The sequence below is a fragment of the Enterobacter sp. FB genome, from assembly GCF_000805795.1.
Lineage (GTDB): Bacteria > Pseudomonadota > Gammaproteobacteria > Enterobacterales > Enterobacteriaceae > Enterobacter > Enterobacter roggenkampii.
This window is the reverse complement of the sequence record NZ_JSZC01000011.1, coordinates 63,956-79,453: the sequence shown is the minus strand read 5'-3', so window position 1 is coordinate 79,453 and position 15,498 is coordinate 63,956. Positions and strand designations below refer to the sequence as shown.

The following is a 15,498-nucleotide window of genomic DNA, read 5'->3' as shown; positions in this document are numbered from 1 at the left end:
TCGATTACATCACCAGGCGGCGAATGTCGCTCAGCATGTTGTTGATGATGGTGATGAAACGCGCACCATCAGCACCGTCGATCACGCGGTGGTCGAAGGACAGAGAGATTGGCATCATCAGACGCGGCACGAACTCTTTGCCATTCCACACCGGCTCCATCGCGGACTTGGACACACCGAGAATAGCCACTTCCGGCGCGTTCACAATCGGCGCGAAGTGGGTGGTACCCAGGCCGCCGATGCTGGAGATGGTGAAGCAGCCGCCCTGCATTTCGCCGGCAGTCAGCTTACCATCACGCGCTTTCTTGGAGATGGTGGTCAGTTCACGGGACAGCTCAGTGATGCTCTTCTTGTTCACGTCTTTGAAGACCGGAACAACCAGACCATTTGGCGTATCAACCGCAACACCGATGTTGATGTATTTCTTCAGCGTCAGCTTCTGGCCGTCTTCGGACAGGGAGCTGTTGAAGCGTGGCATCTGTTCCAGAGCCGCAGCAACAGCCTTCATGATGAAGACCACTGGGGTGAATTTCACGTCCAGTTTACGCTTCTCAGCTTCGGCGTTCTGCTGTTTACGGAACGCTTCCAGATCGGTGATATCGGTCTTATCGAAGTGCGTAACGTGCGGGATCATCACCCAGTTACGGCTCAGGTTCGCACCAGAGATTTTCTGGATACGGCCCAGCTCCACTTCTTCGATTTCGCCGAACTTGCTGAAGTCCACTTTCGGCCATGGCAGCATGCCCGGGATACCGCCGCCAGCGGCTGCAGCTGGTGCAGCTTCGGCGCGTTTCACCGCGTCTTTCACGTAGGTCTGAACGTCTTCGCGCAGGATACGACCTTTACGGCCAGTCCCTTTCACTTTCGCCAGGTTCACACCGAATTCGCGCGCCAGGCGACGAATCAGCGGCGTCGCGTGGACGTAAGCGTCGTTTTCAGCGAACTCTGATTTTTCTGCTTTTGCAGCAGGGGCAGCGGCTGGTTTAGCAGCCTGAGCCGGTGCAGCAGCCGGTACTGGAGCAGCCGCGGCAGCCGGAGCTGCGGCAGGCGCAGCGCCTTCCACTTCGAAGACCATGATCAGAGAGCCGGTAGACACTTTATCGCCGGTGCTGATTTTGATCTCTTTAACGGTACCCGCGAACGGCGCAGGCACTTCCATGGAAGCCTTGTCGCCTTCAACGGTGATCAGTGACTGTTCCGCGGCAACTTTGTCGCCCACTTTTACCATCACTTCGGTGACTTCAACTTCGTCACCGCCGATGTCCGGTACGTTAACGTCTTTCGCGCCGCCAGCAGCAGCTGGTGCAGCGGCCGGAGCCGGAGCATCGGCCTGTGCAGGCGCGGCAGCAGGTGCAGCACCTGCCACTTCGAAGATCATGATCAGAGAGCCGGTAGACACTTTGTCGCCGGTGTTGATCTTGATCTCTTTAACGGTACCTGCGAACGGCGCTGGCACTTCCATAGAGGCTTTATCGCCTTCTACGGTGATCAGTGACTGCTCGGCCGCAACGGTATCGCCCACTTTCACCAGGATCTCAGTGACTTCAACTTCGTCACCGCCGATGTCAGGCACGTTCACGTCTTTCGCGCTCGCGGCAGCGGCTGGAGCAGCGGCGGCCGGAGCGGCTTTCTTCTCTTCCTGCGCAGGTGCAGCAGCTGCTGCACCGTCGGCGGAATCGAAAATCATGATCAGTTTGCCAGTCTCGGTTTTATCGCCAACAGAGACTTTGATCTCTTTAACGATGCCAGCCTGAGGAGACGGGACTTCCATAGAGGCTTTGTCGCCTTCTACGGTGATCAGCGACTGTTCAGCTTCAACTTTGTCGCCTACTTTGACCAGGATCTCGGTGATTTCAACTTCATCAGCCCCGATGTCCGGTACATTGATTTCGATAGCCATTATTCTTTTACCTCTTACGCCAGACGCGGGTTAACTTTTTCTGCATCGATGTTGAATTTGGTAATTGCGTCTGCAACCACTTTCTTATCGATTTCGCCACGTTTAGCCAGTTCGCCCAGTGCTGCTACAACCACGTAAGAAGCATCAACTTCGAAGTGGTGACGCAGGTTTTCGCGGCTGTCAGAACGACCGAAGCCGTCAGTACCCAGAACGCGATAATCATCAGCTGGAACGTAAGTACGAACCTGCTCAGCGAACAGTTTCATATAGTCAGTAGACGCCACCGCTGGCGCGTCGTTCATCACCTGAGCGATGTACGGTACGCGTGGGGTTTCCAGTGGGTGCAGCATGTTCCAGCGCTCACAATCCTGGCCATCACGCGCCAGTTCAGTGAAGGAGGTCACAGAGTACACGTCGGAACCGACACCGTAGTCTTTCGCCAGGATCTGCGCTGCTTCACGAACGTGACGCAGGATAGAACCGGAGCCCAGCAGCTGAACTTTACCTTTGCTACCTTCGATGGTTTCGAGTTTGTAGATACCTTTACGGATACCTTCCTCGGCACCTGCTGGCATTGCCGGCATGTGGTAGTTTTCGTTCAGGGTGGTGATGTAGTAGTAAATGTTCTCCTGCGCTTCACCGTACATGCGCTGCAGACCGTCATGCATGATGACTGCCACTTCATACGCGTAAGACGGGTCGTAAGAGATACAGTTAGGGATAGTCAGAGACTGAATGTGGCTGTGACCATCTTCGTGCTGCAGACCTTCACCGTTCAGGGTCGTACGACCGGAAGTACCACCGATCAGGAAGCCGCGAGCCTGCTGGTCGCCTGCCTGCCAGCACAGGTCACCGATACGCTGGAACCCGAACATGGAGTAGTAAATGTAGAACGGGATCATCGGCAGGTTGTTGGTGCTGTAAGAGGTCGCAGCAGCCAGCCAGGATGCGCCTGCGCCCAGCTCGTTGATACCTTCCTGCAGGATCTGACCTTTCTCGTCTTCTTTGTAGTATGCAACCTGCTCACGGTCCTGCGGGGTGTACTGCTGGCCGTTCGGGCTGTAGATACCGATCTGACGGAACAGACCTTCCATACCGAAAGTACGCGCTTCGTCGGCGATGATTGGCACCAGGCGATCTTTGATCGACTTGTTCTTCAGCATCACGTTCAGGGCACGAACGAAAGCGATAGTGGTAGAGATCTCTTTGTTCTGCTCTTCCAGCAGCTGAGAGAAGTCTTCCAGCGCTGGCAGTTCCAGCTTCTCGGTGAAGTTAGGCTGACGAGCTGGCAGGTAGCCTTTCAGCGCCTGACGACGTTCGTGCAGGTACTTGTGCTCTTCGGAGCCTTCCGGGAAGGTGATGTAAGACAGGTTTTCGACCTGCTCATCGGTCACTGGAACGTTGAAACGGTCGCGGATATAGCGCACGCCGTCCATGTTCATTTTCTTAACCTGGTGAGCGATGTTTTTACCTTCTGCGGTATCACCCATGCCGTAACCTTTGATGGTGTGGGCCAGGATTACAGTCGCTTTACCTTTGGTTTCACGCGCTTTTTTCAGTGCAGCGTAGATTTTCTTCGGATCGTGACCACCGCGGTTCAGGGCCCAGATCTGCTCATCAGTCCAGTCTGCAACCAGGGCTGCGGTTTCTGGATATTTGCCGAAGAAGTGCTCACGCACGTAGGCACCGTCTTTGGATTTGAAGGTCTGGTAGTCACCGTCAACGGTTTCGTTCATCAGCTGGATCAGTTTACCGCTGGTGTCTTTACGCAGCAGTTCGTCCCAACGGGAACCCCACATGACTTTGATCACGTTCCAGCCAGCACCTGCGAAGATGCCTTCCAGTTCGTTGATGATCTTGCCGTTACCGGTTACCGGACCATCCAGACGCTGCAGGTTACAGTTGATGATGAAGCACAGGTTGTCCAGCTTCTCACGGGTCGCGATGGTGATCGCGCCTTTAGATTCTGGCTCATCCATTTCGCCGTCGCCCAGGAAGGCGTATACGGTCTGCTCAGAGGTGTCTTTCAGACCACGGTGTTCCAGATACTTCAGGAATTTCGCCTGGTAGATCGCACCGATTGGGCCCAGACCCATGGATACGGTTGGGAACTGCCAGAATTCAGGCATCAGTTTAGGGTGCGGGTAAGAAGACAGACCTTTACCGTGAACTTCCTGACGGAAGTTGTTCATCTGCTCTTCAGTCAGACGACCTTCCAGGAATGCACGTGCATAGATGCCCGGAGAGATGTGGCCCTGGAAGTACACCAGATCGCCGCCGTCTTTCTCGTTCGCTGCACGGAAGAAGTGGTTGAAGCACACTTCGTAAACGGTCGCAGAAGACTGGAAGGACGCCATGTGGCCACCCAGTTCCAGGTCTTTCTTGGATGCGCGCAGAACGGTCATGATGGCGTTCCAGCGGATTGCAGAACGGATACGACGTTCCAGATCCAGATTGCCCGGGTATTCCGGTTCGTCTTCAACGGCAATCGTGTTTACGTAGTTGCTAGCCCCTGCACCTGAAGCAACCTTCACGCCGCCTTTGCGGGCTTCAGAAAGCAGCTGATCAATCAGATACTGAGCGCGCTCAACACCTTCTTCACGGATGACCGATTCGATCGCCTGTAGCCAGTCGCGAGTTTCGATCGGATCCACGTCATTTTGGAGACGTTCTGACATGGGGGTATTCCTTATCTATCTAATACGTTGATTTGTCTGGAACCTGTCCCATTGTGCTCTTGGGCAAGAACACAATAAGACAGGTTCTGCGTTTAGTTGCCGCGCTCTAAAAGTACCTGGCGCTTAATCCTTTCGTTGCTGTATGCGGCGTAATGAACGTTCGCGACGCGATTGTTCACGGCTGCGGTCCAGCAAGATTTCCTCAATGAAAGCCAGATGGCGGTGCGACGCTTCGCGCGCCTGCTCCGGTTCCCCGGCCATTATCGCCTCGAATACTCGGGTGCGATGGTTGCTTACCAGTGGGAGCATGTCCCGACGGGCATACAACAATTCAAAATTTTGACGAACGTTCTGGGCCAGCATCGGCTCCATGCAGCGTAGCAGATGGAGGAGCACCACGTTGTGGGCCGCTTCGGTGACGGCAATTTGATACTGGACGACGGCGCTGGACTCGGCGTCTAAATCGCCGGACTGCTGTGCCCGTTCAATGGCCTGATGCAGCTCGCGGATACGCACGCGATCTTCATCAGTGCTGCGAAGGGCGGCGTAATAGGCCGCAATACCTTCCAGCGCGTGACGGGTCTCAAGCAGGTCAAACTGGGATTCTGGGTGGTCAGAGAGAAGTTCTACCAGCGGATCGCTGAAGCTCTGCCACAGGCTGTTTTGCACAAAGGTTCCGCCGCCCTGGCGACGAAGCAGCAAGCCCTTTGCTTCGAGACGTTGAATCGCCTCACGCAGAGAGGGACGTGAAACGTCGAACTGTTTTGCCAGTTCGCGTTCTGGCGGAAGTTTCTCACCCGGGCGCAGAGTCCCTTCGAGGATTAAAAACTCCAGCTGCTGCTCAATCACATCAGATAGTTTTGGTTGGCGAATTTTGCTGTAGGCCATATTCCCTGTCTTACGCCTTTTTGCCCGGAGTCAATTGGTCTTACCAATTTCTATTTCGTATCGCTAAAGTAACAAAGTATTCACCTTCTGTCCATATTGGTTTTGATTGAAATCAGTAAACCCTGCACATTTTAACAACCTTACAGAAATAACGTTTCAGAAATGTAACTTTGCACAAATGAGTTGATTACCCCCAAAGAGGGAGTTTTAACCATAATTAAACGAGGGTTTTTGCAATCTGAAGCGATTCAACAAGGCAAATAATGAAAATTCGCCCACTTAAGGCGCATTTCTATTCTATAGGTTGGGTGAGGAACAACGAGCGGGCCGATTTACAAATGCTTTCTTTTTATTCAAGTCGTCATCACCCCTTCATCAAGCAGGTGCATTCGCAGGCACTTACCACTATTCTGGCGCTTACGGAAGTCATCTCCGTTTTTTTCGGTCTCGTTAACCGTAAAGAAATAAATACAGAATATGGATTTTCATAATTACACACGCTCAGCGTGAACATAACAACCACACACGAGGTTTCAAATGGAAGCTCAACAGCACGGCGATCAGCTAAAGCGCGGGCTTAAAAACCGCCATATTCAGCTCATCGCACTGGGCGGTGCGATTGGTACCGGCCTGTTTCTGGGCAGCGCATCCGTTATCCAGTCTGCCGGTCCGGGCATTATTTTGGGTTACGCGATTGCGGGTTTCATTGCTTTTCTGATCATGCGCCAGCTGGGCGAAATGGTCGTGGAAGAGCCGGTCGCAGGCTCCTTCAGCCACTTTGCCTATAAGTACTGGGGCAGCTTTGCCGGTTTCGCCTCGGGCTGGAACTACTGGGTGCTGTACGTTCTGGTTGCCATGGCCGAACTGACCGCCGTCGGGAAATACATTCAGTTCTGGTATCCCGAAATCCCAACCTGGGCTTCTGCTGCAGCCTTCTTCGTCATTATCAACGCCATTAACCTGACCAACGTTAAAGTGTTCGGGGAGATGGAGTTCTGGTTTGCCATCATCAAGGTCATTGCCGTGGTGGCGATGATTATCTTCGGCGGCTGGCTGCTGTTCAGCGGCAACGGCGGCCCGCAGGCCACGGTGCGCAACCTCTGGGAACAGGGTGGCTTCCTGCCTCACGGCATGACCGGCCTGGTGATGATGATGGCGATCATTATGTTCTCCTTCGGCGGCCTGGAACTGGTGGGCATCACCGCTGCTGAAGCCGACAACCCGGAGCAGAGCATCCCGAAAGCCACAAATCAGGTTATCTACCGCATCCTGATCTTCTATGTGGGCTCACTGGCGGTGCTGCTCTCCCTGCTGCCGTGGACGCGCGTGACTGCTGACACCAGCCCGTTTGTGCTGATCTTCCACGAGCTGGGCGATACCTTTGTCGCCAACGCGCTGAACATCGTGGTGCTGACCGCAGCGCTCTCCGTTTACAACAGCTGCGTATACTGCAACAGCCGCATGCTGTTCGGCTTGGCCCAGCAGGGTAACGCGCCGAAGATGCTGCTTAACGTTGATAAACGCGGCGTGCCGGTGAATACCATCATTGTTTCCGCCATCGTGACCGCCCTGTGCGTGCTGATTAACTACATGGCACCGGAATCGGCGTTTGGCCTGCTGATGGCGCTGGTGGTCTCTGCGCTGGTCATCAACTGGGCGATGATCAGCCTGGCGCACATGAAGTTCCGCCGCGCGAAGCAGCAGCAGGGCGTCACCACGCGCTTCCCTGCCCTGCTCTATCCGCTGGGTAACTGGATCTGCCTGCTGTTCATGGCGGCCGTGCTGGTGATCATGCTGATCACCCCAGGTATGGCGATTTCCGTCTACCTGATCCCGGTCTGGATTGCAGTACTCGGCGTTGGCTATCTCTTCAGTCAGAAAAGCCGTAATGCCATGAAGGCGCACTAAGCCTCCCACCGCGGTGCCTGCTTTTGCGGGTGCCGCGCGTTGTTACCTCCCTCACACTTTCACGCCCACAGCGCATTTATCCATATCACCGCCCTGATACTGCAACGCATATATCCCTTCGCCAGCGAATAATTCTCTCCATACCGTAAACCGGAGAGCTGTCGATGGATAACAACACACTGTCAGTAAAAGAAAAGATCGGCTATGGGATGGGCGACGCCGGATGCAACATTATCTTTGGCGCCATCATGCTGTTTGTTAACTATTTTTATACGGATATTTTTGGTCTTGCCCCTGCGCTGGTCGGCGTGCTGCTGCTGTCCGTCCGCGTGATTGACGCCGTAACGGACCCGATCATGGGCGCGATTGCCGACCGTACCCGCAGCAAATATGGCCGGTTTCGTCCATGGCTGCTGTGGATCGCTTTCCCCTACGCGCTGTTCAGCATCCTGATGTTCACCACGCCAGAGTGGAGCTATAACAGCAAAGTTATCTATGCCTTTGTCACCTACTTCCTGCTGTCGCTCACCTACACCGCCATCAACATCCCCTACTGCTCGCTGGGCGGGGTGATCACTAACGATCCTAAAGAGCGCGTTGCCTGCCAGTCGTATCGCTTCGTGCTGGTCGGCATCGCCACGCTGCTGCTCTCATTAACGCTGCTGCCCATGGCAGACTGGTTTGGCGGGGACAACAAAGCCAAAGGCTACCAGATGGCCATGACCGTGCTGGCGCTGATTGGCACCTGCATGTTCCTGTTCTGCTTCGCCACCGTGCGCGAGCGCGTGCGCCCGGCAGTCCAGACCAATGACCAGTTGAAAAACGACCTGAAAGACGTGTGGAAGAACGACCAGTGGGTGCGCATTCTGCTCCTGACGCTCTGCAACGTCTGCCCGGGTTTTATCCGCATGGCGGCCACCATGTATTACGTCACCTGGGTGATGGGCCAGAGCACCCACTTCGCCACGCTGTTTATCAGCCTGGGCGTTGTCGGCATGATGCTCGGCAGCGTGCTGGCAAAAGTGCTGACCGACCGCTGGTGCAAGCTGAAGGTCTTCTTCTGGACCAACATCGTGCTGGCGATTTTCTCCTGCGCCTTTTATTTCTTCGACCCGAAAGCGACCGTCACCATCGTGGTGCTCTACGTCCTGCTGAACATCCTGCACCAGATCCCGTCTCCGCTGCACTGGTCGCTGATGGCCGACGTGGATGACTACGGCGAGTGGAAAACCGGGAAGCGCATCACCGGCATCAGCTTCTCGGGCAACATCTTCTTCCTGAAGCTGGGGCTGGCGATTGCCGGGGCGATGGTCGGTTTTCTGCTCTCCTGGTACGGCTACGACGCGGGGGCGAAAGCGCAAAGCGCAGACGCCATCAACGGGATTGTGCTGCTGTTTACCGTTATCCCGGGGGTGGGTTATTTGATTACCGCGGGCGTGGTGCGCCTGCTGAAGGTGGATCGTGAAACCATGAAGCAGATCCAGCTCGATCTGGAAAAACGCCGCAACAACTACCACGAGCTGAACGATTATCAGGAACTGAAAGCCGCTGAGACTAAATAAGGAAAGCCGAATGCAAACCTGGCCAAACCCGTTTATTGAACAACGCGCCGACCCGTATATCCTGCGCCACGATGGGAAATATTACTTTATCGCCTCCGTGCCGCAGTACGACAGGCTGGCGATCCGCCGCGCAGCGTCGCTGGAAGGCTTACGTCATGCCGAAGAGGTGGTGGTCTGGCGTAAACCCGACGCTGGCCCCATGAGCCAGCTGATATGGGCGCCGGAACTGCATCATATCGACGGAAAGTGGTACATCTATTTTGCCGCGACGCACACGCAGGCGCTCGATGCACTCGGGATGTTCCAGCACCGCATGTTTGCCATTGAATGTACCGACAGCGATCCGCTTACCGGCACGTGGGTGGAAAAAGGGCAAATCAAAACCCCGTTCGATACCTTTGCTCTGGACGCTACCTCCTTTGTGCATCAGGGGAAACGCTGGTATCTGTGGGCGCAAAAGGCACCGGATATCACCGGGAACTCCAACCTTTATCTGTGCGAAATGGCGAACCCGTGGACGCTAAAAGGCGAGCCGGTGATGCTCAGCAAACCGGAGTATGACTGGGAGTGTCGCGGATTTTGGGTTAACGAAGGCCCGGCGGTGTTGGTTCACGGCGATAAGCTGTTTATCAGCTATTCCGCCAGCGCTACCGACGAGAACTACTGCATGGGACTGCTGTGGATAGACCTGAATGCCGATCCGCAAAACCCTGCAAACTGGCACAAATCCCCGCGTCCCGTATTCGTGACAAGCTACGAAAACCGCCAGTTCGGCCCGGGCCACAACAGCTTTACGCAAACGCCGGAAGGGGAAGATGTGCTGGTGTACCACGCGCGGAACTACACCGAAATTGAAGGCGATCCGCTGTACGATCCGAACCGTCATACCCGCCTGAAGCACGTCCGCTGGAATGAAAACGGGATGCCTGATTTCGGCATCCCGCCTGCGGATACGCTTTAGTCTTTGCGGCGCGCTGGCTTACACCAGCGTGCCGTAGATCGTCAGCAGCGCCACGATAACCACAACCACAAACGACGTTTTCTTCGCCATGGAGACAGCGGCTTTCGGTGTTTCAATCTTATCGGTATGCGGCTCACGCGCCAGCGAGAACTGCGCCAGACGCGTTAACACCTGATACTGCGACGTATGGCGGTCGGCAAGCGAGGCGAACCACGCGGGCAGCGCTTTTTCACCGTGGCCAATTAACGCGTACACCACGCCCACCAGACGCACCGGAAGCCAGTCAACCACGTGCAGGATGGCATCAATGCCGGACAGCAAACGCTCGTGCGGCGTCAGATAGCGAGCAAGCCAGGTCTGCCAGGCGCGCAGGAACGCATACCCCATCAGCAAGACCGGTCCCCATGGACCGCCCACCACAAACCAGAACAGCGGCGCCAGGTAGTAACGGAAGTTAATCCACAGCAGCGCGTTCTGCAGTTCGCGCAGGAACTCGCGCTCGTCGCAGTCCGGCGGCACGCCGTGGATCATCGTCAGCTCGCTCGCCATGGCATTGCGCGCATGGGCATCGTCACGGGAGGCGGCTTTAAGGTACGCGTGATAGTGCAAACGCACCTTGCCCGCACCAATGCACAGCACGCCGAGCAGGATCCACACCACCAGCAGCGGCACGTTGAAAAAGAGTCCATACAGCGCGCGCAGCAGCAGGAACGTAATCACCATCACACCCGCCATCATCAGCAGCGTGCGCAGCATGGAAAAGTGCTTGATACGGCGGAATAACACCTCCAGCCGGTGATCCAGATGCCAGTGCTCACCGAGCTTGAACAGGCGTTCAGCGATGATAACCAGCAGCATGGTAAACAACGTCATGGTATCTCCTTATTCTGACGACGCGGCAAGCATGGCGCGAAACCGCGGCCAGTCAAATGCCGGGCCGGGATCGGTTTTTCTCGCCGGAGCGATATCGCTGTGCCCGGTAATATTGTCGGCGATGGCCGGGTAAAGTCCGATAAGCGTGCGGGTCACAGCCGCTAGCTGTTGATACTGTGAATCGGTGTAGGGCGTGGTATCCGTGCCTTCCAGTTCGATCCCGATAGAAAAATCGTTGCACCGTTCGCGCCCGTGATACATCGACACCCCGGCATGCCAGGCGCGCTTATCAAAGGGAACATACTGAACCACTTCACCATCGCGACGAATCAGGCAATGAGCCGACACGCGCAGATGCGCAATCTCAGCAAAGAAAGGATGGGCATCGGGATCTATCGTTCCCGTGAATAACGCATCGATCCACGGGCCGCCGAATTCCCCCGGCGGGAGACTAATATTATGAACCACCAGCAGTGTGGGCTTTTCATCCTCCGGGCGGCAGTCGTGGTGCGGCGAAGGCACATGCCGCGCATCCACCAGCCATCCGTTTTCTAACAACATGCTGGAACTCCTTATGTATGGTGCTGTTACTCGGTTCAGAGTAGCATGTTTCAATATTTTGATTCGTTACCAATTTGGAGTTTTATCATGCCGCCTCGCCGCTACAACCCCGACCACCGACGTGAAGCGCTTCTGGAACGTATTAATATGGATATTCCGGCAAGCGTTGCCCATGCTTTGAAAGAAGATCTGGGCGGTGACGTCAATGCCGATAAAGATATTACCGCACAATTGTTGCCGAAAGAGACGCGCTCCCACGCGGTCATTATCACCCGTGAAGAGGGTGTGTTTTGCGGCAAGCGCTGGGTTGAAGAGGTCTTTACCCAGCTGGCGGGCGATGATGTGCAGGTAACATGGCACGTGGAGGACGGCGATAGCGTCACGCCAAACCAGCCGCTGTTCGAGCTGGACGGCCCCTCCCGCGTCTTGCTGACCGGCGAACGTACCGCGCTCAATTTTGTACAAACGCTCTCTGGCGTCGCCAGCGAAGTGCGTCGTTACGTTGACCTGCTGGCCGGCACCCGAACCCAGCTGCTGGATACCCGCAAAACGCTGCCGGGCCTGCGCACGGCGCTGAAGTACGCGGTGCTCTGCGGCGGCGGCGCAAACCATCGTCTGGGCCTGTCCGACGCTTTCCTGATTAAAGAGAACCACATTATTGCATCGGGTTCCGTACGTCAGGCGGTGGAGAAGGCCTTCTGGCTGCATCCGGATGTGCCGGTTGAAGTAGAAGTGGAAAACTTGGACGAGCTGGAGCAGGCGATCAAGGCCGGGGCCGATATCATCATGCTCGATAACTTCGAAACCGAACAGATGCGTGAGGCGGTAAAACTGACCAATGGCCGGGCCCAGCTCGAAGTCTCCGGAAACGTCACCTTCGAAACGATTCGTGAATTCGCCGAAACCGGCGTGGATTACATCTCCGTCGGCGCGCTGACCAAGCACGTTCGCGCCCTCGACCTCTCGATGCGTTTTAAATAGTGATTCCTCCCCTCTCCGCCTGGAGAGGGGAATTTCAGCCCCGCTCGCAAATCCGCTGTTCTTTCCTGCAACACCGCATTAATTCTCTGAACGCGCTTTCCCGTTCCCTTTTTTGCCCCTCGTTTCTGCCCTTTTGCGCTGACAGAGTAGCGCCACTTAACGTAAGGAGCAGATATGAACAGACAACACGGATTCACTCTTATTGAGCTGATGGTGGTCATCGGCATTATTGCGATTCTGAGCGCCATCGGCATACCTGCCTATCAGAACTACCTGCGCAAAGCGGCGCTGACCGATATGCTGCAAACCTTCGTTCCCTACCGCACCGCCATTGAACTTTGCGCGCTGGATCACGGTGGTGTGGAGAGCTGCGATGCCAACAGCAACGGCATCCCTTCCCCCACCACGACACGCTACGTTTCCGGAATGAGCGTAGCGAAAGGGATCGTGACCTTAACAGGACAGGAAAGTCTTAACGGGCTGGAAGTGGTCATGACGCCGCAGTGGAACAACGGCAACGGGATGACGGGCTGGACGCGCGTCTGCAACATCAGTGCTGATAGCGCTCTGAAGCAGGCCTGCGATGACGTTTTCCGCTTCAGCAATAACTGAGGAGCGGAGAATGAATACCGATCAACTCGTGGCGCTTTGTCTTCGCCATCACGCACTGCTGCTATCCAGCGACAGTGAGAGGATCAACATTGCCGTCGTGGGAAAGCCCGCGACCGAACTCATGGAGGCGCTGCGTTTCGCGACCCAGAAACGGATTGATATTGAGTGCTGGAGCGTGGAGCGCATGGAAAAACACCGGCAGCTAACGTCACAATCGCATCTGCCCGGCGTTTCGCAAACACACTCCACGGTAGATGTCCTTAACCACACGCTGCAGCAGGCAATCAACCAGCGCGCCTCTGATATTCATATCGAACCGATGGAGCACGCGTGCCAGATTCGTTTACGTATCGACGGCGTACTTTGTCCGCAGCCTCCGCTTGCCGCTGAACTGGCTAACCAGTTAAGCGCACGTTTAAAAGTGCTGGGTAACCTGGATATTGCAGAACGCCGACTGCCTCAGGACGGCCAGTTTACGATTGAACTGGCCAATGAGCCGGTCTCGTTTCGGATCGCGACGCTTCCCTGCAGCGGCGGCGAAAAAATTGTGCTGCGCCTCCTGCATCAGGTTCCGCAGGCCCTTGAGCCGAAAGCGCTTGGCATGAATGCTGAACAGTTGGCCTGTTTTAATGCGGTTCTCCACCAGCCGCAGGGGCTGATTCTGGTCACCGGCCCTACCGGCAGCGGTAAAACCGTGACGCTGTACAGCGCGCTGCAGTCGCGTAACACCCCTGACGTCAACATCTGCAGCGTGGAAGATCCTATTGAGATCCCCCTTGCCGGATTAAACCAGACGCAGATTAATCCCCGGGCGGGTTTAACCTTCCAGAACGTGCTGCGCGCACTGCTACGTCAGGATCCCGACATCATTATGGTCGGCGAAATCCGTGACGGAGAAACGGCGGGGATTGCCATTAATGCTGCCCAGACCGGGCATCTGGTGCTGTCGACCCTGCACACCAACTCGACGACGGAAACGCTCATTCGCCTGGAGCAGATGGGCGTCGCGCGCTGGATGATTTCTTCCGCGCTGACGATGGTGATTGCCCAGCGACTGGTCCGGCGTTTGTGCCCACATTGTCGCCGGGAAACCCGCGATCAGGCTCAATTACCTCGCTCAGTATGGCCCAGGTCGCTTCCACGCTGGCAGCCCACCGGCTGCGATCGCTGTTATCACGGCTTTTATGGCCGCGTGGCCATTTTTGAAGTACTCGCCATCGACAATGCCCTCCGGCAGGCCATTGCCAGCGGGGCGGGAACTGACGTCATAGAGGCGAGCGCCCGGCAGGCGGGGATGGTTTCTCTTTTTGAACACGGCTGCAGGGCCGTCGAACAAGGGCTAACCACGATTGAAGAGTTGCTGCGCGTCCTGGGAATGCCCAATGGCGGCTAATCAGCTCTGGCGCTGGCGTGCGCTCACCAAAGATGGAGAACCCCGAAGCGGGACACTCTGGGCCACAGACCCCAATGCGGTCTTCACCCGGCTGATGCGTAACGACCTCCATCCTCTGACGCTGACCCGATGCACGCAGCGACACCGCTGGCGTCCACACCACTGCGGCGAGATGTTTCATCAGCTCGCCTCGCTGCTGCAGGCTGGGCTGACGCTGTCCCACAGCCTGCAAATGCTGGCAGAGCAACATCCGTTAAAACCGTGGCAGGCGCTGCTGCAAAGCATTGCCGATGAGCTCAGTGAAGGATGCCCGTTTTCTGAGTCGCTAAAAAAGTGGCCAGCCGTTTTTAGCCCGCTGCATGTCTCGATGGTGAAAACCGGAGAGCTGACGGGGAAGCTGGAGGTGTGCTGTCGTCAGCTCGCGCAACAACAAAAAGCGCAGCAGCAGCTCAGTGCAAAAGTGAAAAAGGCGCTGCGCTACCCGGCGATCGTCCTGACGCTGGCTGTGCTCGTCGTGCTGGCGATGGTCACTCTGGTCCTGCCCGAGTTTGCCGCGATCTACAAAACGTTTAATACCCCGCTTCCCGTGCTGACACAGATGGTTATGGGGATGGCCGCCTTTATGCAGTCATATGCCCTTGCGTTGTTCGTCCTGCTATTAGCCCCTTTAGCCGTCGCCTGGGCTCTGCGGCAGAATCCTCGCTGGCAGTGCATCCTGCTGCATACGCCCGTGATGGGCGCACTGGCAAAAGGTCAAAAGCTGGGACACGTCTTTACCGTGCTGTCACTCACGCAACAGGCGGGTATCCCCTTTTTACAGGGCCTGGAGAGTGCCGAGGAGACCGTTGAAAGTCAGTACTGGCAGGGAATACTGCGCGGCGTGCGGGAGGACATTGAAAAAGGCCTTCCCGTCTGGTCATCCTTTCAAAGAGCGGCAATCTTTACCCCGCTCTGTGTTCAGCTTTTACGAACCGGTGAAATGTCAGGTGCGCTGGATATCATGCTGGCAAACCTTGCCCGCCATCATACGGAACAGACCTTTCAACGTGCAGAGAATCTGGCGGCGCTTCTGGAGCCAGTGCTTCTGATAGTGACGGGGGTCATTATCGGTACGCTGGTGGTGGCAATGTACCTGCCGATATTCCACCTGGGAGATGCAATGAGCGCGGGATAGTACAACA

At 56.0% G+C, this 15,498-nt stretch carries 13 protein-coding genes; 8 read left to right on the top strand and 5 right to left on the bottom strand.

The window, feature by feature from the left end:
- Positions 1-4 precede the first annotated feature (4 nt).
- The 3 genes from aceF to pdhR form a co-directional block, all read right to left on the bottom strand.
- Positions 5-1,900 (bottom strand): pyruvate dehydrogenase complex dihydrolipoyllysine-residue acetyltransferase, encoded by a 1,896-nt coding sequence (gene aceF / locus PI91_RS06335; RefSeq protein WP_039265685.1) that lies wholly within the window; start codon positions 1,898-1,900, stop codon positions 5-7.
- 14 nt (positions 1,901-1,914) lie between these two features.
- Positions 1,915-4,578, bottom strand: a complete 2,664-nt coding sequence (gene aceE / locus PI91_RS06330) for a pyruvate dehydrogenase (acetyl-transferring), homodimeric type (RefSeq protein ID WP_008501959.1) — start codon at positions 4,576-4,578, stop codon at positions 1,915-1,917.
- A 123-nt stretch (positions 4,579-4,701) separates the two neighbouring features.
- Positions 4,702-5,466: a pyruvate dehydrogenase complex transcriptional repressor PdhR gene (gene pdhR, locus PI91_RS06325; RefSeq protein ID WP_008501960.1), complete on the bottom strand. Its 765-nt coding sequence runs from the start codon at positions 5,464-5,466 to the stop codon at positions 4,702-4,704.
- A gap of 263 nt (positions 5,467-5,729) precedes the next feature.
- On the opposite strand from pdhR, the gene PI91_RS06320 reads away from it, so the two are divergent.
- From PI91_RS06320 to PI91_RS06305, 4 genes are all read left to right on the top strand, one after another.
- Positions 5,730-5,957 (top strand): hypothetical protein, encoded by a 228-nt coding sequence (locus PI91_RS06320; RefSeq protein WP_084635599.1) that lies wholly within the window; start codon positions 5,730-5,732, stop codon positions 5,955-5,957.
- Between the two features lie 46 nt (positions 5,958-6,003).
- Positions 6,004-7,374 carry an aromatic amino acid transporter AroP gene (aroP, locus tag PI91_RS06315; RefSeq protein ID WP_008501961.1) on the top strand — a complete coding sequence of 457 codons (1,371 nt, stop codon included), beginning with the start codon at positions 6,004-6,006 and terminating at the stop codon, positions 7,372-7,374.
- A 164-nt stretch (positions 7,375-7,538) separates the two neighbouring features.
- On the top strand, positions 7,539-8,936 hold the full coding sequence (locus PI91_RS06310; protein ID WP_039265684.1) for a glycoside-pentoside-hexuronide (GPH):cation symporter: 1,398 nt from the start codon (positions 7,539-7,541) through the stop codon (positions 8,934-8,936).
- A gap of 10 nt (positions 8,937-8,946) precedes the next feature.
- Positions 8,947-9,897 (top strand): family 43 glycosylhydrolase, encoded by a 951-nt coding sequence (locus PI91_RS06305; protein WP_039265683.1) that lies wholly within the window; start codon positions 8,947-8,949, stop codon positions 9,895-9,897.
- 18 nt (positions 9,898-9,915) lie between these two features.
- Here PI91_RS06305 and ampE read toward each other — a convergent pair whose 3' ends face one another.
- Positions 9,916-10,770 (bottom strand): beta-lactamase regulator AmpE, encoded by an 855-nt coding sequence (gene ampE, locus PI91_RS06300; protein WP_008501964.1) that lies wholly within the window; start codon positions 10,768-10,770, stop codon positions 9,916-9,918.
- A gap of 9 nt (positions 10,771-10,779) precedes the next feature.
- Positions 10,780-11,331: a 1,6-anhydro-N-acetylmuramyl-L-alanine amidase AmpD gene (gene ampD, locus PI91_RS06295; RefSeq protein ID WP_039265681.1), complete on the bottom strand. Its 552-nt coding sequence runs from the start codon at positions 11,329-11,331 to the stop codon at positions 10,780-10,782.
- Positions 11,332-11,418: 87 nt separating this feature from the next.
- On the opposite strand from ampD, the gene nadC reads away from it, so the two are divergent.
- From nadC to hofC, 4 genes are all read left to right on the top strand, one after another.
- Complete coding sequence (nadC, locus tag PI91_RS06290; protein WP_021240514.1) at positions 11,419-12,312, top strand: carboxylating nicotinate-nucleotide diphosphorylase; 894 nt, start codon at positions 11,419-11,421, stop codon at positions 12,310-12,312.
- A 174-nt stretch (positions 12,313-12,486) separates the two neighbouring features.
- Positions 12,487-12,924: a prepilin peptidase-dependent pilin gene (gene ppdD / locus PI91_RS06285; protein ID WP_039265680.1), complete on the top strand. Its 438-nt coding sequence runs from the start codon at positions 12,487-12,489 to the stop codon at positions 12,922-12,924.
- Positions 12,925-12,934: 10 nt separating this feature from the next.
- On the top strand, positions 12,935-14,317 hold the full coding sequence (gene gspE, locus PI91_RS06280; protein ID WP_039265679.1) for a type II secretion system protein GspE: 1,383 nt from the start codon (positions 12,935-12,937) through the stop codon (positions 14,315-14,317).
- Positions 14,307-15,491, top strand: coding sequence for a protein transport protein HofC (gene hofC / locus PI91_RS06275; RefSeq protein WP_039265678.1), 1,185 nt, complete (start codon positions 14,307-14,309; stop codon positions 15,489-15,491). The genes gspE and hofC overlap by 11 nt, the downstream gene beginning before the upstream one ends.
- Positions 15,492-15,498 lie beyond the last annotated feature (7 nt).